This window comes from Pseudoalteromonas sp. AOP31-A2-14, from assembly GCF_052378035.1.
Taxonomy (GTDB): Bacteria; Pseudomonadota; Gammaproteobacteria; order Enterobacterales; family Alteromonadaceae; genus Pseudoalteromonas.
Genome location: NZ_JBQSXI010000003.1, coordinates 116,508 through 138,492, shown reverse-complemented (window position 1 = coordinate 138,492; position 21,985 = coordinate 116,508). Strand labels below are relative to the sequence as shown.

Annotated in this window: 15 protein-coding genes and 1 pseudogene; 7 read left to right on the top strand and 9 right to left on the bottom strand. The window is 40.5% G+C overall.

Translation table 11 applies throughout. The features are described from left to right. Positions 1 to 84: 84 nt before the first annotated feature. The 5 genes and pseudogenes from ACT3S9_RS19715 to ACT3S9_RS19695 all read right to left on the bottom strand — a co-directional run. Positions 85 to 452, bottom strand: a pseudogene (locus ACT3S9_RS19715) (transposase); the annotation flags it as partial. Positions 453 to 798: 346 nt separating this feature from the next. Continuing rightward, the gene (gene tnpC / locus ACT3S9_RS19710) at positions 799 to 2,280 is read right to left on the bottom strand and encodes an IS66 family transposase (protein WP_193051367.1); all 1,482 of its coding nucleotides are present in this window, start codon (positions 2,278 to 2,280) and stop codon (positions 799 to 801) included. A 298-nt stretch (positions 2,281 to 2,578) separates the two neighbouring features. Further along, a complete protein-coding gene (gene ltrA / locus ACT3S9_RS19705; RefSeq protein WP_193051351.1) occupies positions 2,579 to 4,258 on the bottom strand; it encodes a group II intron reverse transcriptase/maturase in 1,680 nt (559 codons plus the stop codon). Positions 4,259 to 4,805: 547 nt separating this feature from the next. Next, positions 4,806 to 5,051 carry an IS66 family insertion sequence element accessory protein TnpB gene (gene tnpB, locus ACT3S9_RS19700; RefSeq protein WP_444751167.1) on the bottom strand — a complete coding sequence of 82 codons (246 nt, stop codon included), beginning with the start codon at positions 5,049 to 5,051 and terminating at the stop codon, positions 4,806 to 4,808. Further along, positions 5,048 to 5,389, bottom strand: a complete 342-nt coding sequence (locus tag ACT3S9_RS19695; RefSeq protein WP_115406544.1) for a hypothetical protein — start codon at positions 5,387 to 5,389, stop codon at positions 5,048 to 5,050. The genes tnpB and ACT3S9_RS19695 overlap by 4 nt, the downstream gene beginning before the upstream one ends. A 369-nt stretch (positions 5,390 to 5,758) precedes the next feature. Between ACT3S9_RS19695 and ACT3S9_RS19690 the strand changes: the two genes are divergently transcribed. From ACT3S9_RS19690 to ACT3S9_RS19660, 7 genes are all read left to right on the top strand, one after another. Further along, positions 5,759 to 6,985, top strand: a complete 1,227-nt coding sequence (locus ACT3S9_RS19690; protein ID WP_301563126.1) for an RNA-guided endonuclease InsQ/TnpB family protein — start codon at positions 5,759 to 5,761, stop codon at positions 6,983 to 6,985. Positions 6,986 to 7,899: 914 nt separating this feature from the next. After that, complete coding sequence (locus ACT3S9_RS19685) at positions 7,900 to 8,823, top strand: restriction endonuclease (protein WP_024603963.1); 924 nt, start codon at positions 7,900 to 7,902, stop codon at positions 8,821 to 8,823. A 57-nt stretch (positions 8,824 to 8,880) separates the two neighbouring features. Further along, on the top strand, positions 8,881 to 10,452 hold the full coding sequence (locus tag ACT3S9_RS19680; RefSeq protein ID WP_193039183.1) for a type I restriction-modification system subunit M: 1,572 nt from the start codon (positions 8,881 to 8,883) through the stop codon (positions 10,450 to 10,452). Then, complete coding sequence (locus ACT3S9_RS19675) at positions 10,449 to 11,681, top strand: restriction endonuclease subunit S (RefSeq protein ID WP_193039182.1); 1,233 nt, start codon at positions 10,449 to 10,451, stop codon at positions 11,679 to 11,681. The genes ACT3S9_RS19680 and ACT3S9_RS19675 overlap by 4 nt, the downstream gene beginning before the upstream one ends. A gap of 6 nt (positions 11,682 to 11,687) precedes the next feature. Further along, positions 11,688 to 13,682 (top strand): RNA-binding domain-containing protein, encoded by a 1,995-nt coding sequence (locus ACT3S9_RS19670; RefSeq protein WP_193039181.1) that lies wholly within the window; start codon positions 11,688 to 11,690, stop codon positions 13,680 to 13,682. Positions 13,683 to 13,737: 55 nt separating this feature from the next. Then, a complete protein-coding gene (locus ACT3S9_RS19665) occupies positions 13,738 to 16,623 on the top strand; it encodes a type I restriction endonuclease subunit R (RefSeq protein WP_443489200.1) in 2,886 nt (961 codons plus the stop codon). Between the two features lie 440 nt (positions 16,624 to 17,063). Beyond that, entirely contained in the window at positions 17,064 to 18,320 is a 1,257-nt protein-coding gene (locus ACT3S9_RS19660) for an IS110 family transposase (RefSeq protein WP_442449732.1), read from the top strand. A gap of 44 nt (positions 18,321 to 18,364) precedes the next feature. Here ACT3S9_RS19660 and ACT3S9_RS19655 read toward each other — a convergent pair whose 3' ends face one another. The 4 genes from ACT3S9_RS19655 to ACT3S9_RS19640 form a co-directional block, all read right to left on the bottom strand. Beyond that, positions 18,365 to 19,027 carry a hypothetical protein gene (locus ACT3S9_RS19655; protein ID WP_192532323.1) on the bottom strand — a complete coding sequence of 221 codons (663 nt, stop codon included), beginning with the start codon at positions 19,025 to 19,027 and terminating at the stop codon, positions 18,365 to 18,367. A 201-nt stretch (positions 19,028 to 19,228) separates the two neighbouring features. Then, the gene (istB, locus tag ACT3S9_RS19650; protein WP_008111090.1) at positions 19,229 to 19,993 is read right to left on the bottom strand and encodes an IS21-like element ISShfr5 family helper ATPase IstB; all 765 of its coding nucleotides are present in this window, start codon (positions 19,991 to 19,993) and stop codon (positions 19,229 to 19,231) included. Between the two features lie 28 nt (positions 19,994 to 20,021). Beyond that, positions 20,022 to 21,566, bottom strand: coding sequence for an IS21 family transposase (gene istA / locus ACT3S9_RS19645; RefSeq protein ID WP_086961189.1), 1,545 nt, complete (start codon positions 21,564 to 21,566; stop codon positions 20,022 to 20,024). A 165-nt stretch (positions 21,567 to 21,731) separates the two neighbouring features. Further along, positions 21,732 to 21,893: a transposase gene (locus ACT3S9_RS19640; protein WP_301563166.1), complete on the bottom strand. Its 162-nt coding sequence runs from the start codon at positions 21,891 to 21,893 to the stop codon at positions 21,732 to 21,734. Positions 21,894 to 21,985 lie beyond the last annotated feature (92 nt).

Sequence of the window (21,985 nt, the reverse complement as noted above, 5' to 3'; positions counted from 1 at the left end):
CCACTTACCTTAGAGCAAGTGGTATTTTTTATTGGAAAGTTATGAGTCTGTAACGGATTCTGTGTAACTGCCCGTTTTTAGATTTTAAATATGTTTACTGAGGTTTTCCTCAAATTCAATGATAAAACCGCCAGTCTCGTATTGGTATCCGTCCATTTTTTTGATGCCTCTTTTATTCCTGAATAAATCATTTTTCTTGCAGAGTCGTCATTTGGAAATAGCTTACGGTTTTTAATCGCTCGGCGAATAACGCTTTTGAGTGATTCAATGGCATTCGTTGTTTAAATGGCTTTTCGTATCGCCTCAGGGTAATTAAATAACGTATTTTGATTGTCCCATTTCTCTGCAAACCGTTCCAACTCTAGCAATGTCTCTTCTTCTGTCGTAATGGCTTTATAATTTTTCCATGAAACCTATTTCAATGAGTTGGGAACCATATGATCTATGTATAAGTTATTTTTGTGGAAATATGCATCACAATCCCAGATAAATAGGGAATGCTCCAATTTATCCCTGCAATAGCTATGTATAAGCTATTTTTGTGGAGATATGTATCACAATCCCAGATAAATAGGGAATGCTCCTATCAATCCTCTGTAATAGCTATGTATGAGCTATTTTTGTGGAAATACGCATCACAATCCCAGAAATACAGGGAATTCTCTTATCAATCCCCTGTAATAGTTATGTATAAGCTGCCTTCGTGGAAATATGCATCACAATCCCAGATAGATAGTTATTTGGGAAGTGATTGGAAAGTTCCATGGGGTTTATTCGTGAGCGTCTAGCGAACTACACCTATGTTTTAAAATTCCAGGGTAACAAGCTGTCGATATCGGGCTCAGGCTGGCACAGTTCATCAAGGCAAGCACAGATGTAATTAAATGGGATTAGACCATTTATCTTGGCGGTTTCCACAATGCTGTAAAGGGTGGCACTAGCATGGGCACCGTTAGCCGTTTGGCTAAATAACCAATTCTTTCGGCCTATCACAAACGGTTTTACCGCGCGTTCTGCTCTATTATTATCGATGCTAAGTCGGCCATCATCAACATAGCGCATGAGCTTGTGCCATTGATTTGCCAGGTAATTAGCTGCCTCTATCAGTTTGCTGTTCCCCACTAAATTTGGCTGATCCTGCTCAAGCCATATTTTTAGCTTGCTAAGAATAGGCAGGCTAACCTCTTGTCTTGCCGTATATTTGTCATCCACACTTTTATCTTTGATGCGTGACTCAACGCCGTACAGTTTTTGGATAAGGCTCAATACCACATCCGCTTTGCCGGTTTTGTTTTTACCTTGTAGCTTTTTCGCGTCGATAAATTTACGACGAGCATGCGCCCAGCAGCCGATTAAGGTTGCCTCTGTTCTGGCATAGGCTTGATAGCCATCCACGTGCAAGTACCCTTGATATCCATCAAGATAATTGACCACGCAGGCGGCCGCGCGACTATTGTGGAAGTCGTAAAGTACGATATTAGGGATGGGATTATTCGGGTCTGGTGAATCTCGACCCGAGCAATACACCCACATGTAACTGTTTACTTTGTCCGATTTCACCACCTTTAATGGCGTTTCATCGGCAAACAGCGTGGGTTGCCTTAACAGCTCGGCTTTAAGCCGTTCAACTAATGGCGCGAAGAGTGTGGCTGATTTGTCTATCCAGCTGCTCATGGTCTGTCGACTGAGTTCAATACCGTATTGCTTAAACATCGCTTCCTGGCGATACAGCGGTAACCCGTATTGGTATTTACTGGTGATAAGCTGACTGAGCAAACTGCTGGTTGCAATGCCTTTGTTGATGGGCATGGCAGGCATTGAGGCTTGTTTAATCTGTGTCTGAGTTGAGGATTTATCACAGTGACGGCAGGCGTATTTAGGCCTAATATGCTCAATCACTTTGATTTTAGCGGGTATGAACTCAAGCTTTTCTGACTTATCTTCACCCATTCTATGTAGCTCACCGCCACAGCAATCACAGGTTTTGTCGATGATGTCGTGAATAACCTGCTCACGAGGTAAGTCTTTTGGCAGTGGCTTACGCACCGGCTTTTTACGGGTATAGCTAATGGATTGTTGCTCTGCCTCAACTTCCTCAACAATTTCTTCCACTTCATTGAATAACTCGCCTTGCCCGGCAAAGCCTTCAGCACTTTTGCCGAATTGTTTTTGTTGGGCCAAGCTCCAGCGCTCTTCCAATGCCGCAATCTGGGCATCCTTCTGCGCTAACAGTTTTTCAAGTTCAGCAATGCGCTGTTTAAGGGCGAGTTCATTTTTCATGACGCCTATTTTAAGGCATCCTCAAAGGCTTTGCAGTGCTAACTGAACTCACTTTGATGATCATCAATCGATCGCAAATATTAAAGCATTTTCTTACCTGCGACATCAATTTTACTGTGTCCAATCACATCATAACCCGATAATAACCAGTGTAATTGCTGCTCGCTTAAGGTCATGGTGGGTGACATGAGTTTGGGCCATTTGAACTTATGCTTATGTCGAGTAGCCAGACCCGATTACTCGAGCCCAGCCCTCTAAGAACGGTACGTGCGAGTTTCCCCGCATACCGCTCAAGTCGTTATAACGCCATGTAGGATGGCGCAGCAGTATTTTGACTCCTATGAATGCTGTTATGGCAATAAGGATGAACAACCACGGTATTACTCGCTTTATTATCACCACCTAAGTATAAAGGTACTAGGCGGTGAATATTCCAACCAGTTTTAGCCGTTATTTTTTCTTTGCAATACAAACACTCACCATTTTGACGTGATAATAATCTATGCAGACGTTCTTTGTTGCGAGAATTTACTAACACATCAAGCCGAGATTCAAAGTAAGTTTCATGTGTCGGATCGTAAGGGTTTGCATCGGAATTGATCTTTGGATGTCGCACAATCGGCATTGCTGCTAACCGAAATAAGCCTATTTGTTTATCACCGGTGCAGAATGTCCAATTACGCGGCCCAACAGAGTGGAAGTATCTAGCCCTAATCCAGTATTTTCCTTTTCTAGGATGTCTACGACATGCCCATTTCCAGAGTAGCAACCATATATCAGAGTCAATCTTGCAAAATACTTCCTTTGCGACACTGTGTCGGTGATAATTGCACCAACCTCTTAATATTGGATTAAGCTGAAAGATTAGCCTGTCTTGTCGACTAGAGCGATATTTGGTGATCGTAAGTCTCAACTTATTCATCAGATGTAGAACGCTTTTGCTACTGGGTTTGACCAATAATTTGCCATTATACTTTCTGAGATTTTGACCAAGAAAATCAAAACCCTCTGATATATGCCTAACGTGCGTTTTTTCTGGCGATAATGCCAAACCACGTTGGGACATAAATTCATTAATACAAGGCAATATTGTATCTACCAAAAACGCTTGAGAATGAGCCGTTACAACAAAATCATCGGCATATCTGATTACAGAGACTCTCTTAACATTAGAACGAATTTCACGGTGCTTACCTCTTTTAACACCAGAAGCTTCTTCAATTGTTCCTTGCAGTTGATTCAATACCATATTCATTAACGTCGGCGAGATTATTCCTCCTTGCGGTGTTCCTGCAAGTGTTGGATATACCTTACCAGACTCCATAAAGCCAGCATTCAGCCACTGTGAAAGGATTGGTTTGTCGATGTTTAAGTGCTTTAGCATCCACTCATGGCTGATATTATCGAAGCAACCTTTAATGTCCGCATCAAGCACCCATTCTCCCGCACGTTTGCGACACAATACTTTGAAGCATTGTTCGATCGCATCAGCACAAGACCTTTGTTTTCGAAAACCAAAAGAATTGCCGTCACTGTTTGTCTCCACTTCTGGCTCAACGGCTAGCAAATATAGTGCTTGCATCCCACGATCCAGCATTGTGGGGATACCGAGAGGTCTTTTCTGCCCATTCGACTTTGGAATAAAGACTCGCCTTAATGGACTTGCCTTGTATCCAGAGCGTTTGAGCGATGAGATTGCTCGCCATTTTTTAGTAGCACTTTGCCATGTTTCGCCATCAACACCAGACGTTTTACGCCCTTTGTTCTCCGTTACTTGTTTAACCGCAAGGGCTTTCGCATAAAAGGAATGAGTCAATAACCATTGCAGGCTTTTAACTTTCCCTTTTCTCCCTTGCTTTACTGCTTTCACAATACGCGCTTGCAATGATCCTACGTAGCGCTTTGCAGCCTTCCAATCGATGTTAGACCAGCATTGCGCTTCGTTTATAGGTGCACATTGTTCATAAGAGCAATTCATTTGCATTCCTAAGCTAAAATCTTATTACAAATTTCTTGTGATTAACCACTCGATGGAAGTGGGCTATGCTTTCGCATGATGTCACGTTCAATACATCTATCTTTGCCATTACAGCAAGGCATTCGCTTTCTCCATCGTCCTTTACCCGCATGCCCGTCATTCATTCTTACGAAGAAACTACCTCAACGAGGGAGCATACGGGCTTACCAAGTTCCGCTTTATTCACATAATGGGTTAGTGTCAGTCAATCCGCCGGGGGCACATTAAATTGCGTAACATGAGACTAGAGCATGTTAACTTGTCCACCACACCTTTTGGTTCAAGCTTGTCAGCATCTTTAGCTTGTTTACAATGACGACAGTTACAACTGTTCAGTTAATTACACATACCATTAATTCCTAGGGCCCAACCGCATGATGCTTGCAGTTTGTTCAACATCACTATTGAACTTAAGGCTACATTGTCTTTCGAGCTTCACACCCCACCATTGCTAGTGACGCATATCGAAATAGGAAACCTTCGGCAATACGAAGGGTTGAATCAAAGTTCAACAGTAAACAAAGCGACTTCTTGTCGCACCTAATCGCTTATACCACAGTGCAAAACCGGTGTTATCCCAGTAAAGCAGTTTGAGTTTGTCACGGCCTTTATTACAAAACACAAATAGCGCACCACTGAGCACGGGTAGTTCAAGCTCTGCTTCCACCAACGCCGCCAGACCATTAATTGATTTTCGAAAATCAACGGCATCGACACATAAATAGACGGTGGGTACATCAACGAACATCCTCATACCGTTAGCCCTTTAATAATGGCAACGATATCGGCCGTCGCTAAATCGATAGGAAACGTGAGTTGGCCGGTTAGCGTATCAAACTGCAGCGTATTTTGACGAGTTTGCGCGCAGACTTCAGTAGTTTGTTTTACCTGGACAAAACGTGATGATGTAAGGCAGTGCGTGTGCACTGGCAAGGTGGAATTAGGCTGGTCTTTTGCCAGTAAAGCACGTTGTTTATAATAAGTCGTAATAGCGACATTATGGTGTTGGCAGAATTCAATATTAGTACCGCTAAACGTACTGCGTTGCAGCAAAAGCTGCTGCCACTGTGCGCTTGTTCTGTAAGTTTTCATCACCTGCTCCGAATTTATCATTGAGCAGGTATTTTTAGATAATCAGAACATCGATGCTAGGTGTGGTTCGCTAGACGCTTACGTTTATTCTAAGTAATGAGGCAGAGTATTTTCCCCATTTAATGATAGAAGTTCTGCAGATGAGAGGTTTTGTTTACTAACGAAATACTTGAAAGCAAGTCGTCAACAAAGAAGGGCGTTTCGATAGTACAATTATCAAATCGGTACGGATGTGAAATCCCTAATAAGAAAACTTTTTATCAACTTTTTGCCGTAAAACACCGTTCCTTTAGGTCGGTGATATAAGGCAATAGTCGCGAAGCGACTAAGTGGGTTGTTCCTTTTTGATTGACTGTATATAATAACAGTATGATTATTCGCAAAGCTTATAAATTTCGTTTAAAAACAACACCCGATATTAACGCTAAAATGGCGCAATATGCGGGAAATTGTCGATTCTTGTGGAATAAAGCCTTAGCGATTAACTTATTTAAGTTACAGAATGAACAAAAAATTTGCTACTACCAAGAGTTGGATTTCTTTTCCAAACTTTGGAAAAAAAGCGAGGAGTATGGCTTTTTAACACTATCGCCCGCACAAACTATCCAACAAACATTAAAACAGCTTGAACGCGCCTTTAAAGACGCATTCGATAAAAACCAACCACTCAAACGGGTGCCTACTTTTAAGAAAAAAGGAGAGGTGAATAGCTTTAGTTTTCCACAAGGCTTTAAAATCGACAAGAATGGGAAACGTATTTTTTTACCTAAAATCGGTTGGGTTAATGTTAGAAAAAGCCAAGCTATTTTAGGAAAAGCTAAAAACGTCACTGTTTCACAAAAAGGAAAGCACTGGTTTGTTTCAATCCAAGTTGAACAAGAAGTAGCACCACCTAAGCACCCATCAAACGCCATAATTGGCGGAGATTTAGGCGTGAAACGCCTAATTACCTTTTCTGATGGCAGTTTTATGGAGCCGATAGATACCAGTAAACAGACAATCAGGATCAAACGATTACAGAAGCAACTTGCTAGAAAAGTGAAATTTTCAAGTAACTGGAAAAAATTAAAAGCAAAGATCACAACATTTCATACGAAAGTTGCCAATATTCGTCATGACAAATTACATAAGATCTCAACACAGTTGAGCAAAAGCCACGCAATCATCGTACTAGAAGATCTTAAAATTAGAAATATGACGAAAAACAGCAAAGGCAACAGTGAGCAGCATGGAAAAATGGTGAAACAAAAATCTGGCTTAAACCGCGTCATTCTCAATCAAGGATGGGGAATGTTTAAAGAGATGCTGAAATATAAGCAGGATTGGCTCGGCGGTCAGGTTATTTTTGTTGATCCGAAACATACCAGTCAAACGTGTCCAGCGTGTGGCCATCAATCAAAAGATAACCGATTAACGCAGTCTAAGTTTGAATGTGCGAAGTGCGGTTATCAAGATAATGCGGATCATGTTGGCGCATTAAATATTTTAGCGCGAGGTCATCGCGTTCTAGCCTGTGGAGAGATTGACATTAGTCAGCTTGTTGAAGCAGGAACTTGCCTTATGAGTGATCATAAGGCCCCGATGGTTTTAAACTAATCGGAATCCCCCTCCTTTCCTGAACTTGTTCAGGCGCTTAGCGAGGTGGGGGAGGATGTCAAAAGAGGGTTGCTCAATGCTGGCACAAACTAGCGATAAAAACCTTTACCCCAATCAAACTTAGATTACGAAGAAGTAAGTTGCGGGCTGATGACTTCTTTGGCCAGCCTTTGTGATATCAAAATAGATAGCGCTTTAACTTGTTTTTAAAAGCGCTACCTACGACCCACCACCTAAACCCTATAGTTAGTTGCATCGGTTTTCTCCAGGTAGTGCCCGAATAATGCCCTTAAAGTGCCTAAATACAGGGAAATAAAGCAGATATCAACCTAAGTCATTGATCTATAACTAGAGGTTTACTGCATCGGTTTTCCGAAGAAACCCCAGATAAACTCTCTTTCAAGTCTAAGAGAAGCAGAGCTTAAAGCACAAAATAAACCTAAGCCATTGTTTTATAATTAGAGGTTTGTTGCATCGGTTTAAAGCAGGGTATATAGGTTTGCTGCATCGGTTTGAGTGATTGACAATGGTGAACAAGGATTGATACATCAGAACATACGTCAAATGGATAAAAAACAGTCTATTTACCTCAGTTGCTCACAGGCGATTTTTGTATTTTATGAAATAAGTTGTGAGCAACTGAGGTAAATAGACCGAAAAACCCTATAGGTTTAGTGCATCGGTTTAAGAAAAATAGTGAAAACTCCGATATTACAATCATAAACGCACGAGGAGGCGTTTGTAACTGTGCGTTCTTAGTTCTTCTTACTACCCAACATCAACTGTGTTGATATGAGACACATGATCATTACATAATCTTTGCCCCTTAATCTTAATGTGTATATTATCTCAACTAATAAAACAAAAGGATTAGCTGTTTAGTTATTAACTAATACGGCTTGGCAGGGAATAGTATGTCGTTACCAGATTACCAATCATTCATGACTCCATTACTGCAGTGCTTAGCTAACGGTAAAACCGTCAAGCTTAAAGACATTGAAGCAAGCGTTTATCAAAACCTCGGTTTATCAGTAGAGCAGCTTAAGCTACGTATACCTAATGGTAAACAAACCTATGCCTACCATCGCTTGCAATGGGCTAAAACATACTTAGTTAAAGCAGGGTTAATTGAGCAACCTAAAAGAGCCTTTTGTACCATTACGAGCAAAGGTTTATCTGCGTTAGCAACAGGTGAACAAATCAATAACCAGTATTTAAGCCAATATCCTGAGTTTTTAGATTTTAAAACCCGTACTAAAGATACTAGCGACTCACTAGACGAAAACACCACCAGCTTAGTAAATAGCAACTCACACAAAACACCCGAAGAGCTGATAGAAGCAGCGGTAGATACACTCAACACTAACTTAAGCGACGAAATACTACAGGCCGTGCTTTCGGCCTCCCCTGCGTTTTTTGAAAACCTTGTAGTCGATTTAATGCTAGCTATGGGCTATGGCGGCTCACGTAAAGATGCAGGGCAAGCTACTCAGTATACTCAAGATGGTGGCATTGATGGCGTAATAAAAGAAGATAAACTCGGCCTCGAAATGATATATTTACAGGCTAAGCGCTACACCAATAAAACAGTGGGTAGAGCAGACATACAAGCCTTTGCGGGCGCACTTGATATGCACCGCGCTAAAAAGGGCGTATTCATCACCACCAGCGGCTTTAGTAAAGATGCACTGGAATATGTAGGCTTAATAGAAAAGCGCATAGTGCTTGTAGATGGTAAACAACTTACAGAGCTAATGCTTACTCATAACTTAGGCGTTAGCACCAAACAAGTATTTGAAGTAAAAGCGCTCGATAGCGATTACTTTTTAGAAGATTAACACGCACGTGCAGTGCGTATGTAGAAGCTCTACACAACTAATTAAGAGATTAGATTAATGGTTCAACAACACCAGCAAGAATTAAAAAAACAGCTTTGGAATATTGCTAATAGTTTACGTGGCAACATGTCGGCTGATGACTTTCGTGATTACATACTTGGGCTTATTTTTTATAAATACCTGTCAGATAAGCTCAATACCTATGCTGATCAGCTACTAAGTGAAGACGGTATTGTATTTGCTAAAATTGACGAAACTACAGCAGAGGGACAAGAGTACTTAGAAGCTGTAAAAGAAGAGGCACTTGATAAGCTTGGCTACTTTTTAAAACCAGCAGAGCTGTTTCATGTATTGGCTGAGCGCGGTGCTAACGATAAGTTTATTTTAGACGATGTAACCAACGTACTTAACCATATTGAACAAAGTACTATGGGCGTAGACAGCGCTGATGACTTTAACGGTTTGTTTGATGACCTAGACCTAACCTCTAACAAGCTAGGTAAAACACCGGATACGCGTAATAAGTTAATAGCCAAAGTATTAGAGCACCTTGATAACATCGACTTTCACCTAGAAAGTAGCGAAATAGACATACTTGGCGATGCTTACGAATACCTTATTGGTATGTTTGCTAGTGGCGCGGGTAAAAAAGCAGGTGAGTTTTATACTCCGCAAATGGTATCTAAGTTACTAGCAAAATTAGTAACCTTAAATAACCCGCACATTAAATCGGTTTACGATCCTACCTGTGGTTCTGGCTCATTGTTGTTACGTGTTGCAAAAGAAGCTAATAACCCCGATTTAAAGTTTTACGGACAAGAGCAAAACCCAAGTACTTACAACCTAGCCCGTATGAACATGATTATGCACGATGTGCATTACACTAAGTTCGATATTCAAAACGACGACACGCTAGAAGTTCCCGCGCACTTTGAACAACGCTTTAGCGCCGTAGTAGCTAACCCGCCATTTTCGGCGGACTGGTCTGCCAACCCACTACACATGAATAACGAGCGATTTGCCGACTACGGTAAGCTTGCACCAAAAGGCAAAGCCGACTTTGCTTTTGTACAACACATGATCCACCAGCTTGACGACAATGGAACAATGGCAGTGGTGTTACCGCATGGCGTGTTGTTTCGTGGTGCTGCCGAAGGGCATATACGTAAACACCTTATTAAAGAAAAAAACTACCTTGATATGGTAATAGGCTTACCTGCTAATATATTTTTTGGCACGTCTATTCCTACCTGTGTATTGGTACTAAACAAACACCGTAAAGCCGACGACAACGTATTGTTTATAGATGCCAGCAATCACTTTGAAAAAGGCACTAACAACAACGTAATGCGTGAGGAAGACTTACAACGAATTTTAGATGTTGTAAGCAAACGCGAGTTCATTGATAAATATGCATTCGCAGCTACACAAACCGATTTAGCAGAGAACGACTACAACCTCAATATTCCGCGTTATGTAGATACCTTTGGAGATGAAGAGGTTGTTGATTTAAGTGAGGTTGCAAAGCAATTGATTGCAAATGATAAAGCGATGCTTGCAACGGATAAAATAATTGCTGATTTTTGTGATGAGCTAGGGATTGAAGCACCTTATGGGGTAAGTAAATGAATGTAGCTACTCCAAGCCTCCGTTTTAAGACGTATTCAAAACCATGGGAAGTGCAAGCTTTAGGTAATCTTGGTTCTTTTCTTGGTGGAGGCACTCCATCAACAGAGAATCGAGTTTATTGGTCTGGTGATATACCTTGGGTTTCTAGCTCTGATATAAAAGAAGGTGATTTTTTTGGTATAAACCTTCATCGCTTTATTTCCGAGGACGCAATAAAAAATTCAGCAACAAAGAAAGTCCCAGAAAATAGTTTATTAATTGTGTCTAGGGTTGGTGTTGGTAAATTTGCAGTATGCCGTCACGAAGTATGTACCAGTCAGGATTTTACTAGTTTTACACCTGAAAATTGCTCTATAGACTTTATTGCTTATCAGTTATATAAAAATAAAAATAGATTAATAAATTTGGGACAAGGAACTACTATAAAAGGTTTTACAACTGGTGATTTAGCTTCTTTTAAACTTCATATTCCTGAAAAAGGTGAGCAACAAAAAATAGCTGATTTCCTTACTTCTGTAGACACTAAAATCAGCCAGCTAACTGAAAAGCACCGCCTATTAAAAGACTACAAAAAAGGTGTAATGCAACAAATTTTTAGCCAAAAAATCCATTTTAAAGACGATGATGGAAACGCTTTTCCTGAGTGGAATACACATGAATTAGCTATGCTTTCTGAATCAGGTATTTCTAATGGAGTTTTTAATGACCCTAAAAAGGTAGGAAAAGGCTTCCGATTGATTAATGTTAAAGATATGTATAAAGGTGATTCAATTGAATATTCTGAATTGACTCTTTTGGATCTGGAGCCAAAACTATTCGAAAAAAACAAAGTGAAATACGGAGATATATTTTTCACTCGATCATCAATCGTTCCCACAGGAATTGCTTTTAGTAATGTTAATTTATCTGAGAAAGAAGATATAACTTTTGATGGACATTTAATGAAAATAAGCCCTAATAAGAAGCTTGTTGATCCTCTTTTTCTTGCATATTACCTCAGAAGTTACACTCCACGTAAAACATTAGTTTCTCGAGGTAAGCAAAGCACTATGACTACTATTGCTCAAGATGATATTAAAGATATTAAATTAAATATACCGGCTTTAAAGGAACAGCAAAAAATAGCGCAGTTCTTACAATCGATAGATAAAAAAACAAGCGCTGTTAATGAGCAGATTGAACAAACTAAGCTATTTAAAAAAGGCTTACTACAGCAAATGTTTGTGTGAGAAATAATGACTAATAAAATTAACGACAACCCAATAGCGAACATTATTGATATTCAAACTTTGCAAGAAAGCGTAGAAGTTGAGTGCAAGCAGGCTGGTGGGCGAGACGGCCATGGCGCAGTGCCTAATGATATGTGGGAAACCTATAGTGCGTTTGCCAATACCCGTGGTGGCTTAATTTTATTGGGCATTAAAGAAAAAAAAGGCACGTTTACAGTTGAGGGTATAACAAACCCAGCGCCGCTAATTAAGAATATTTGGGATATTGTTAATAACTCGAATAAAGTGAGTGTTAATTTACTCAGCGAAAGCGATGTGCGCATTGAAACACTTGAAGGCAAATCGGTGATTGCGATTACTGTACCACGCGCCCCGCGCGAGAGCCGCCCTGTATTTATAAATGCGAACCCACTCAATGGCACCTATCAGCGCCGTTACGAGGCCGATCAAAAGTGTTTGCCACCGGCAGTAAATAAAATGCTGGCAGAGCAAGAAGAAGTGCGCGACAACCGTATTTTAGAGCACTTTACTCTTGACGACATAGACCCCGAAAGCCTGCGTATTTATAGGCAAATGTTTGTTGACGCTAAACCACAACACCCTTTTTTAGAATTGAGCGACCAAGAATTTTTGCGCTCAATACGTGGCTGGCAAAAAGACCGCGCAACAGGTAAAGCGGGTTTAACCCTTGCTGGTTTAGTGATGTTTGGTAAGTGGAATGCGATTCAAGATGCGTTGCCGAGTTTTGCACTCGATTATCAAGAAAAAGACGACAGTACACACCGCTGGATAGACCGAATTTATACTGATGGCTCTTGGTCGGGTAATGCTTTTGATTTTTATCGTAAGGTTTACCGTAAGCTTACGGCAGATTTAAAAGTAGGGTTTAGTTTAACCGATGACGGCCAACGACAAGATACCACTCCTGCGCATGAGACCATTCGTGAAGCACTTGTTAATACACTCGCACATGCAGAATTTAATACCGAAAGTAATATTTTAATTGAAAAACACCCTGATTTTATCGGCTTTAGAAACGCGGGACTCATGCGTATACCTGTGCATGAGGCTAAGGCGGGAGGTAACAGCCAGTGCCGCAACCCTGCTATTCATCAAATGTTTTTAAATATTGGTTTAAGCGAAAAAGCAGGGTCGGGTATTCCTAAAATATACAGTAACTGTAAAGCGCAAAACTGGCAGCCACCGCATATGTACGAAAAGGATGAGCTGAATCAAACCTTTTTAGAGTTGCGTATGGTTAATATTGTATCGCCTGAGCTTGATAAGCGCCTTACAGATACCTTTGGTAGTGGCTACAAAAAGCTGAGCGAGCTTAAGCGAACTATTTTGATTACCGCCATTACTGAGTCATGGTTTAACCACGAGCGTATTTGCTCGTTGACCTCAGAGCATACAAGAGAAGTGACACTTGCGTTGAGTCAGTTAGTTAATGCAGGGTACTTAGAGTCGGCAGGCCAGCACAGAGGCAAGATATATCACTTAAAAGGGATACAAATCCCTACACCTGATAATGATGCAGGTAAGAGTATTACGTTTGTAGCCTCTCCTAAGTTAGATCAACTCTCACTGTTTGAAGGTCCGGAGTTACATAGCGAAGGTCCGGACCTAGATAGTGAAGGTCCGGAGTTAAGCAATGAAGGTCCGGACCTAGCTTTAAATACTCCGGACCAAGACAATACAAAAGTAGAGACAGCTGCAGCTGATGAGTTATGGAGTTCACTATGGGTTATAGGTGAGCAAGTACGATCTGCCTCAAGTAGAAAGCAGAAGTCTGAGGTAGAACAAGCAATAATAGCCCTATGTAAAGAAGCACAGCCGCACTGTTTAAGGTTGGGTGATATAGCACAGCTGCTAGGAATGAAGCCCGATACGCTAAGACGTAATTACTTAAGTAAAATGGTTAAAGAGCAGGTATTGTTTTTGGCATATCCAACAATACCTAATCACCCAGAGCAAGGTTATAAGTTACATAAAGATTAGCAATAAAGCTGTGAATGTATTGCACAAGGCTAGCACCAAGGAGTTGTAGGTATAAATGAATTATCAAAGTGAACAACAATTAGAAGGTAACTTAATTGCACAGCTTAGCGAGCAAGGCTTTACGCGCGTTACTTTAAAGGATAGCGCAGCTCTTGAAGCTAACCTTAAGCAGCAGCTTGAAAAAGTGAATGGCTGCACGTTAAGCGATACTGAGTTTACGCAAATATTGGGTAAGCTTGGTAAAGGTAATATATTTGCAAAAGCCAAAATACTGCGCGACCAGCTTGATGTAACACTTGATAACGGCGACAGCAGGCACTTAACGCTGTTGTTTGATGAGCCGCAGCTAAATAGCTTTCAGGTAGCGCAACAAATTACAGTAAAGGGCACATACACTAACCGATACGATGTAACGTTATTGGTTAATGGCTTGCCGCTGATACAAATAGAGCTAAAACGCCGGGGTATTGAACTAAAAGAAGCGTTTAACCAAATTAAACGTTATCAAAAGCATTCGTTTCATGCCAACCATGGTTTGTTTAACTATGTGCAGCTGTTTGTAATGTCGAATGGGGTTAATAGCCAGTACTTTTCTAACAACAGTGAAATGTCGGCTAAGCAAACCTTTGACTGGACTGATAATGAAAATAATAAAATAAGCCAGTTACATGACTTTGCCGAAGCATTTTTAACGCCTTCGCACTTAACGCATATGCTCACCAAGTACATAGTGCTTAATGAAACAGGTAAGTACTTGATGGTGCTCAGGCCGTACCAGTTTTATGCAGTAGAAGCGATTGTAGAGCAAGTTAAAACTACAACCGATAACGGCTACATTTGGCATACAACGGGCTCGGGTAAAACGTTAACCTCGTTTAAAGCGGCGCAAATTATGACCTCGCTGAGTGAGGTTGATAAAGTAGTATTTGTGGTAGACCGTAAAGATCTAGATTACCAAACAGCGCTTGAGTTTAATGCGTTTGTAAAAGGCTCCGTAGACAGCACCGACAACACTAGTATGTTGTTCCACCAGCTGTTAGATAAGCCAATGAAGGGTAAAAAGGTCAACCAAAGCCGTAATACTAAGCTGGTGGTAACTACACTACAAAAGCTTAATAACGTGGTGACTAAACAGCGCTATTTAAAAGAAATGCAAAGCCTGCAAGATAAGCGCATTGTGTTTATATTTGACGAGTGCCACCGTAGCCAATTTGGTGATACGCATAAAAATATTACCGAATTTTTTAATAACGCGCAGTTGTTTGGTTTTACGGGTACGCCTATATTTGCCGACAATGCTGTTGCTAAAAGCTCAGTTAAACGCACCACTAAAGATTTATTTGGTGAATGCTTACACCCTTATGTAATTGTGGATGCAATACGCGACGCTAACGTGCTTAAGTTTGCTATTGAGTACGTTGGGCGCTATCAATACAAAGATGGCTCTAACAACAATCTAGATATTGAAGTTGAAGACATCGACACTAAAGAGCTTTTAACCTCTCCTGCGCGCTTAGATAAAATAACTGATTACATTATTGCCCAGCATAACCGTAAAACGCATAGCCGCGAATATAACGCCATGTTTTGTGTATCAAGCGTTGCAGAGCTTATTCAATACTATGAGTTGTTTGCGAGCAAAAAAGCACAAGGCAAACACAACCTTAAAATTGCCACCATATTTAGCTATGAGGCCAATGAAGAGGAAGAGTACGAACTAGGTAATGATGATGCGCAAATTAAAGAAGTATCAGCCAAATATTTAAACGAAGGGCAAACCGTTAAGCTGCATAGCCGCGATAAGTTAGACTCATTTATTAACGACTACAACGCAATGTTTGGTACAAGCTACTCCACCAAAGACAGTAAGTTATTTGAAGACTACTACAAAAATATATCTAAGCGCGTTAAAGCCAAAGAGATTGATATATTGCTGGTGGTGAATATGTTTTTAACAGGCTTTGATGCTCCTAAGCTCAATACTTTGTACGTTGATAAAAATCTTAAATATCATGGTTTGGTACAAGCGTTTTCGCGCACTAATCGTTTATTGGGTGAGACTAAATCGCACGGCAATGTAGTGTGCTTCAGAAACCTTAAAAAAGCTGCCGACACGGCTTTTACGCTGTTTTCGAACAAGCAGCCTAAAGAATATATAGAAACACCTTCGTATAATGAGCTGCTTACTGATTTTAACAGCGCCTATGAAGCGCTAATGGAAATTACGCCTACCGTTGACTCAGTTGATGCTTTACCTGACGAAGAGGCTCAGGCGTTGTTTGTGAGGCAGTTTCGTGAGCTTATGCGCTTAAAGAACATGTTAAGCAACTTTGCTGACTTTGATATGGACTCAACCTCCATGGGCGAGCAAGAGTTTCAGGATTATACGAGTAAGTATGCCGACCTTGGCAGGCAGCTACGTGAGAACTCAAGTAAAGAAAAAGTATCGGTTTTAGATGACGTTGATTTTGAACTAGAGCTACTACACAGTGATATAGTAAATGTAACCTATATTTTGCAGTTATTGCGAGAGTTACACGGCGAAGAAAGCGGCGACGAAAAAGCCCGTAAACGTCAAGTAATAGCAAACCTTATAGCCACAGATCCAACCTTATTAAGTAAAAAAGCACTTATAGATAAGTTTATGGACGAGCACTTACAAGGCATACCTGCCAGTGCTGACGTTGATGAAGAGTTTGAGCTTTATTGGGAAAAAGAAAAGCGCCTAGAGCTTGAGAGGTTTGCCCACGAGCAAAAGTTAAACCAAGATCGCCTAGAAAAGCTAGTAACGCGTTATGAGCTAAGTGACGAAATGCCACTAAGGGATGACTTTGCTGATGTACTAGAAACCAAACCCAGCCTTTTACAACGCAGAAGAATACTGCCAGTAATAACGGATAAATTTAAACACTTTGTTGATACGTTTATCGCAGGGTTTTAAAGGAGTGAGGTGTTTTTCGTAAACCGTGAACGGTTTGTTAGGGACGTATAAGAAAATGTTGTATTTATGAATTTCGAACGTATTTGGAGTGAGTTTACGAAAGCTATATCTTAGTGTAGCAGGGCAACGTGTATTGAAATTACACAACAAAGTATAAAAATGAGACTGTAAAGCTGATAACTTTCTGGACTAGTTTTTTCGGCCGCTACGTGCCAAGTATAGTCTTTGAACCTTAATAATCTATACTTTGAATTGTTGAGGTTATGTGCTCTTTACTTACGAATATTGTGCCAGCATCATTTAATGATCACCGCTTTTCTTTCGAAGTATTGAGTTACTTTACTCAAAACGAATACTCAGGGCTTGCCTTAAAAACGCTGTCTATATTTCTTTCGAAGAGTAAAGAATACATAACAAATTTCAATAATCGGAGATTTGGCATGAATACTAAAAATGATAACTTTTCTGCATATGTTGGCCTTGATTGGGCTGATAAAAAACATGATATTTGTGTGCAGGTTAAAGACGAAGAGTCTCGGGCGTTCAGCGTAATTTCTCACTCACCTGAATCAATTAATGATTGGGTTGAGGCATTACATAAAAAAGTAAAAGGCAATATTGCTGTTGCAGTTGAGTTAAATAAAGGGCCTATAGTATACGCCTTGCAAAAATATAGCTTTGTTACAGTTTATCCTATTCATGGATTAACCCTTGCTCGATACAGACAAGCTATGTTTCCTAGCGGTTCAAAAGATGATCCTTCAGACGCTGAATTAGCATTAGATATGATGCTCAATTATCCAAAGAAGATTACCCCCCTAAAACCAAGCAGTGAAAAAACGAGAACATTAGCCCTTCTTGTCGAACAACGTCGATTACTTGTAGACGACAAACGTAGGCATGCGAACCGAATCATTAATGCTCTAAAGCAATATTACACACAGCCCTTAGAGTGGTTTTCACATAGAGATACAGAGCTATTTTGTAATTTTCTAATTAAATTCCCAAACTTAAATGAATTGAAACGCGTTAGAACAAATACAGTTACCAAACTATTAAACTCCAGAGGAGGGCCCACTGTTAAGAAGACCCCAGAACGCATTGCATCTATAAAAGAGGCAATTCCTCTAACTAACGACGAATCTTTAATTATACCTTATCAAACGTTTGTCATCGCATTGGCTAAACAGATGTTGGTATTAATTAACAATATTCGAGAGTATGACTCACAAATAAACTCAATTTTTATCAGTATGGATGACGCCTCAATATTTACTTCACTTCCCGGCACAGGCCCTTGCCTTGCTCCTAGGCTTTTAGCTGCTTTAGGGGAAGATAAATCTCGTTTTAGTAGCGCACAAGAAATACAAAACTATGCAGGCTTATCGCCAGTTACAGAGCGTAGTGGTCAAAAGAGCTGGGTACATTGGCGCTGGCAATGTTCTAAATTTGTCCGTCAGAGCTTTATAGAGTGGGCTTCCAAAAGCGTAGGGCAATCTTATTGGGCGGGCATTTATTACGCACAGCAAAAAGCGAAAGGTAATTCACACCAATCGGCAGTGAGAGCGTTGGCCTATAAATGGGTAAGGATCTTATTTAGGTGCTGGAAAACAGGAAAAGCTTATGATGAATCAAAATATTTAAAAGCACTAAAAGAGAAAGGTTCTCCTCTTTTAGTGCTAGAAAAAGCTTGTTGAATGCCTCAGGGCGTGAAGCGGACGGTAGTAACCATGTTCACTTGTTATGGGGTCTGTGTCATCACTGCAACAATATAACCAGCTATACCAGCACCAATTATTTTTGACCACTCAACGAATAAAGTCCAAAAACTTTGAAGCAGCTTTTTTCTATTCCGTACGTCAATCAAAGTCATCCAGTTGATTTTAATAATATCCATTAAAGAGTTTGAATACACGCCATAAACACTTGAGTTGCGGTTATAAAATAGATATTTGGAAATACATTTGTCAATCAGCTTATCGCTTACGTTATCAGGGTTAAGTGATATATGAAGTATAATATTCTCTTCATTTCTTGAGTAACGTTCAGATTTATAAGGATAAATTATAAAAGCAACTGAGCCTGTACTACTAAATGATGCAACTAAAGCAGAACCTTTCTCAACCTCGCATGAAGTACCTTTTTTTTCAGGTGTATTAATTCTTTCAACTACGCCTGTTTTATTAGCTCCTGAAGAAAGTTGAACTGTAACTTCATTTATTGTTTCGTCATGTACTTGGCAAAATAACCTAAAAGGGTATTCTGTTTTGCTTGAGAGCTCAGCTATATCTTGAAACTTACTTCTTATTTTATTTTGCGTAACTAATTTCCAGTTTAATCTACGCCTATTCAGTTCAAAACTACTGGATTTTAATTTAACTGATTCTTTTGTAAGAACATTCAAGTTAACACCTCAACTGGATTAAACCCCATAACAGCTTTATCGGAGGACACTTTCCATATTTTAGTGCGAAAACATCCTTATTTTGTGGATTTACATTAATAGCAAATACTATAAGTTATTGCTGCGTAATACCATGATGCCGATCGCTCAATACCATTCAAGCCGATCACTTTTTTGTCTGTCAGTAGACCTCTGTAAAATCTAACTTGAGTGATCGGCATCAGTCAAGAAATTTAGTTTTTTTCGCATCGACTCGCCTTTTAATTCCAACTTTATCGCCCCGTGCACAAGCCTATCTAGAATCGCATCCGCGTGTGTCGATTCTCCGATCATTTCATACCAATTTTCTATCGGTAATTGACTCGCTATTAAGGTCGATTTTGTATCATATCTTGCATCAATTAATTCCAGTAAATCACTCCGTTGTTGAGCCGTTAATGGCTCTAATCCCCAATCATCTAAGATCAGTAAATTGGCAGAGCTAAGCTTGTTGATCAGTTTTCGATAACTACCATCGGCTTGCGCTAGAAACATCTTTTCTAATAGCTCTTTGAGCCTAAAATAATAAACGCTACTCCCTTGTTGGCAGTGGTTTTGACCAAGCGCGCAAGCGAGGTAAGTTTTGCCACAACCTGTTGCTCCTGTGATCAAGATGTTTTGGTGAAGACGAAGCCATTCACCTTGTGCTAATGAACGGATCTGAGCTTTATCGAGTTGTCGTGCTGCGCCATAGTTGAGTTGGGCAAGTGTGCCGCCAACTCTGAACTTTGCTTGTCGCGTTAGGCGATCTATTTTACGCTGATCACGCTGCGTTATTTCATGTTCAAGCAATAAACTTAGCCGCTCTTCGAAGCTTTGTTCAACGTATAAATTGGGTTGCTCGTATTGCTGCAATAGCGCATCACGTATGCCGCTTAGCTTTAAATTACTTAACTGATTATTAACTTGTTGATTGATATTTTGCATAAGTCTTCCTATGGTTTGTTAATTTTTATTAATGGTAATAGTGGTTGCCACGGATATTTTTATGATCAATATCTTGTAGTAAATCACCTTGAGCTTGTGGCAAGGGTTGTTTATCCAAGCCTTTTTCTAAGATAGTCTTTACTTGTTTAACGCGAGTAACACCTGTGGTTAATGCGCGATGACAGGCGGCTTCAAGACGTTGATCACTAAACTTTTTACCTAGGCTTAATAACCCCATACAAGCACGGTAGCTTTGCTCTGGATGTTTTTTAGCTTGCATCAATTGCATAACAAACTGCTCAGTTGATGTGCCAAATTTACTCGCCCAGCGTTCGAACCGCTGTGGTGTCCATTGTTGCTGCTTTTGATGAGCGATAGGCATATGCAGATCAAGCGTGGTGTGCGCACCTTCTCGGTATGATCTGGGGTGAACAGCGACTCGTATGCCTTGATGGTAGAGTGTCACCAACTTCCCGGAGGCATGGGCTTCAAGCTTTTGTTTAATTAAGGTATGTGGCACTGAGTAGTAGTGCTTTTCAATTTCCACATGATAATCAATATGCACGCTCACCTGTTTTACTAAGGTATAGCTGTAAGGCTGTGTAGGCAGTGGTTTGAGTGCAGGTCTGTCGATAGCATCAAACTGACTGAGCCGTGAGCCAGGATGCTTTTTCATTTTACGTTGATTTAAATCGACCAGTAATGCTTGTATTTTCAGGTTCAATTGACGCAAGCTAAAGAAGGTTTCATTGCGAAGGCGCGCCATTATCCAACGTTCAACAATTTGCACACCCACTTCAGCCTTAGCCTTATCCTTTGGTTTATAGGGTCTAGCGGGCACAATGACCGTATCGTAATGTGTCGCTAGTTGTTGGTAGGTTGGATTTAAGTCAGGCTCATATCGACACGGTTTGGTGACGGCACTTTTAAGGTTGTCAGGAATTATTAGCTCAGGAACACCGCCAAGAAACTCAAAACAACGGGCGTGACTCATCACCCAATCTTCGAGTTTCTGGCTGTAAGTCGCTTCGGCATAGGTATAATTTGATGCACCCATGACCGCAACGAACACTTGTGCAGTACGACATTCGCCTGTACTTGTATCAACAATACTCATGGTTGGGCCACAGTAATCCACAAACAGTTTTTCACCTGCTTTATGATTTTGTCGCATGGAGGGTTTTTGGCATTTAAGCCATGCCTTGTACTGACGGCAGAAGTGAGTGTAACTGTAAAAACCTTCCGCGTGCCGCTCTTTGTATTCTTCCCAAAGCAGCAACAACGTCATGGTTTTAGGCCGAAGCTCTTGCTGAACTAACGACCAGTCAGGAATGGTAAAGCCCTTTAATCGAGGCTTTGTTTTGAAGAACGCTTGTTGCAGAGCGTGATCATCCCACTTCTCATCAAGCGGCCAGTAAGTAATATCTAACTCTGCTGATTTACAGGCATATTTAGACACGATTGAGGGTGAAACAGATAAGCTTGTTGCTATCTGACGATGACTGAGTTTACAGCTGTATTTTAGTCTTAAAATCTCTTTAAGTTTACGCATTGAAATAGGTGCCGTTGGCATGGTCATTCTCATCATCAAAAATGAAAAGAATAACGGTTAAAAACACCTACTGGCTAGACAAAAACGTGTACAAATTGAACGATACCATTCAAGCCGATCACTCAATACCATTTTGACCGAAAAGTGATCGGCATCGATGGTATTGAGTGATCTTGATGGATGGTATTAGGTGATCGGCTTAGATAGTATTAGGTGATCGCGATGCATGAGAATATGCATCAATGTCATAGTCGTAACCAATCTTTGAATAATTGCTTTCATCTCTGCCCTATAAGGCTCTGAGAACACTTTATGTCGATATTTAGGGATCCACACTAAGTGGTACATGATCCTAAAAACGTGATGCGTATTTCTTTGAAGTTCCATGTGTTCGATAGTACAGACTGAAATAAGACCAGTCTACACTATCCAGCACAGGG

Coding starts and splice junctions, on each gene's coding strand:
- tnpC (WP_193051367.1), bottom strand. CDS start 2,280: ATGAAAAATGAACTCGCCCTTAAACAGCGCATTGCTGAACTTGAAAAA.
- ltrA (WP_193051351.1), bottom strand. CDS start 4,258: ATGAATTGCTCTTATGAACAATGTGCACCTATAAACGAAGCGCAATGC.
- tnpB (WP_444751167.1), bottom strand. CDS start 5,051: ATGAGGATGTTCGTTGATGTACCCACCGTCTATTTATGTGTCGATGCC.
- ACT3S9_RS19695 (WP_115406544.1), bottom strand. CDS start 5,389: ATGAAAACTTACAGAACAAGCGCACAGTGGCAGCAGCTTTTGCTGCAA.
- ACT3S9_RS19690 (WP_301563126.1), top strand. CDS start 5,759: ATGATTATTCGCAAAGCTTATAAATTTCGTTTAAAAACAACACCCGAT.
- ACT3S9_RS19685 (WP_024603963.1), top strand. CDS start 7,900: ATGTCGTTACCAGATTACCAATCATTCATGACTCCATTACTGCAGTGC.
- ACT3S9_RS19680 (WP_193039183.1), top strand. CDS start 8,881: ATGGTTCAACAACACCAGCAAGAATTAAAAAAACAGCTTTGGAATATT.
- ACT3S9_RS19675 (WP_193039182.1), top strand. CDS start 10,449: ATGAATGTAGCTACTCCAAGCCTCCGTTTTAAGACGTATTCAAAACCA.
- ACT3S9_RS19670 (WP_193039181.1), top strand. CDS start 11,688: ATGACTAATAAAATTAACGACAACCCAATAGCGAACATTATTGATATT.
- ACT3S9_RS19665 (WP_443489200.1), top strand. CDS start 13,738: ATGAATTATCAAAGTGAACAACAATTAGAAGGTAACTTAATTGCACAG.
- ACT3S9_RS19660 (WP_442449732.1), top strand. CDS start 17,064: ATGAATACTAAAAATGATAACTTTTCTGCATATGTTGGCCTTGATTGG.
- istB (WP_008111090.1), bottom strand. CDS start 19,993: ATGCAAAATATCAATCAACAAGTTAATAATCAGTTAAGTAATTTAAAG.
- istA (WP_086961189.1), bottom strand. CDS start 21,566: ATGCCAACGGCACCTATTTCAATGCGTAAACTTAAAGAGATTTTAAGA.
- ACT3S9_RS19640 (WP_301563166.1), bottom strand. CDS start 21,893: ATGTACCACTTAGTGTGGATCCCTAAATATCGACATAAAGTGTTCTCA.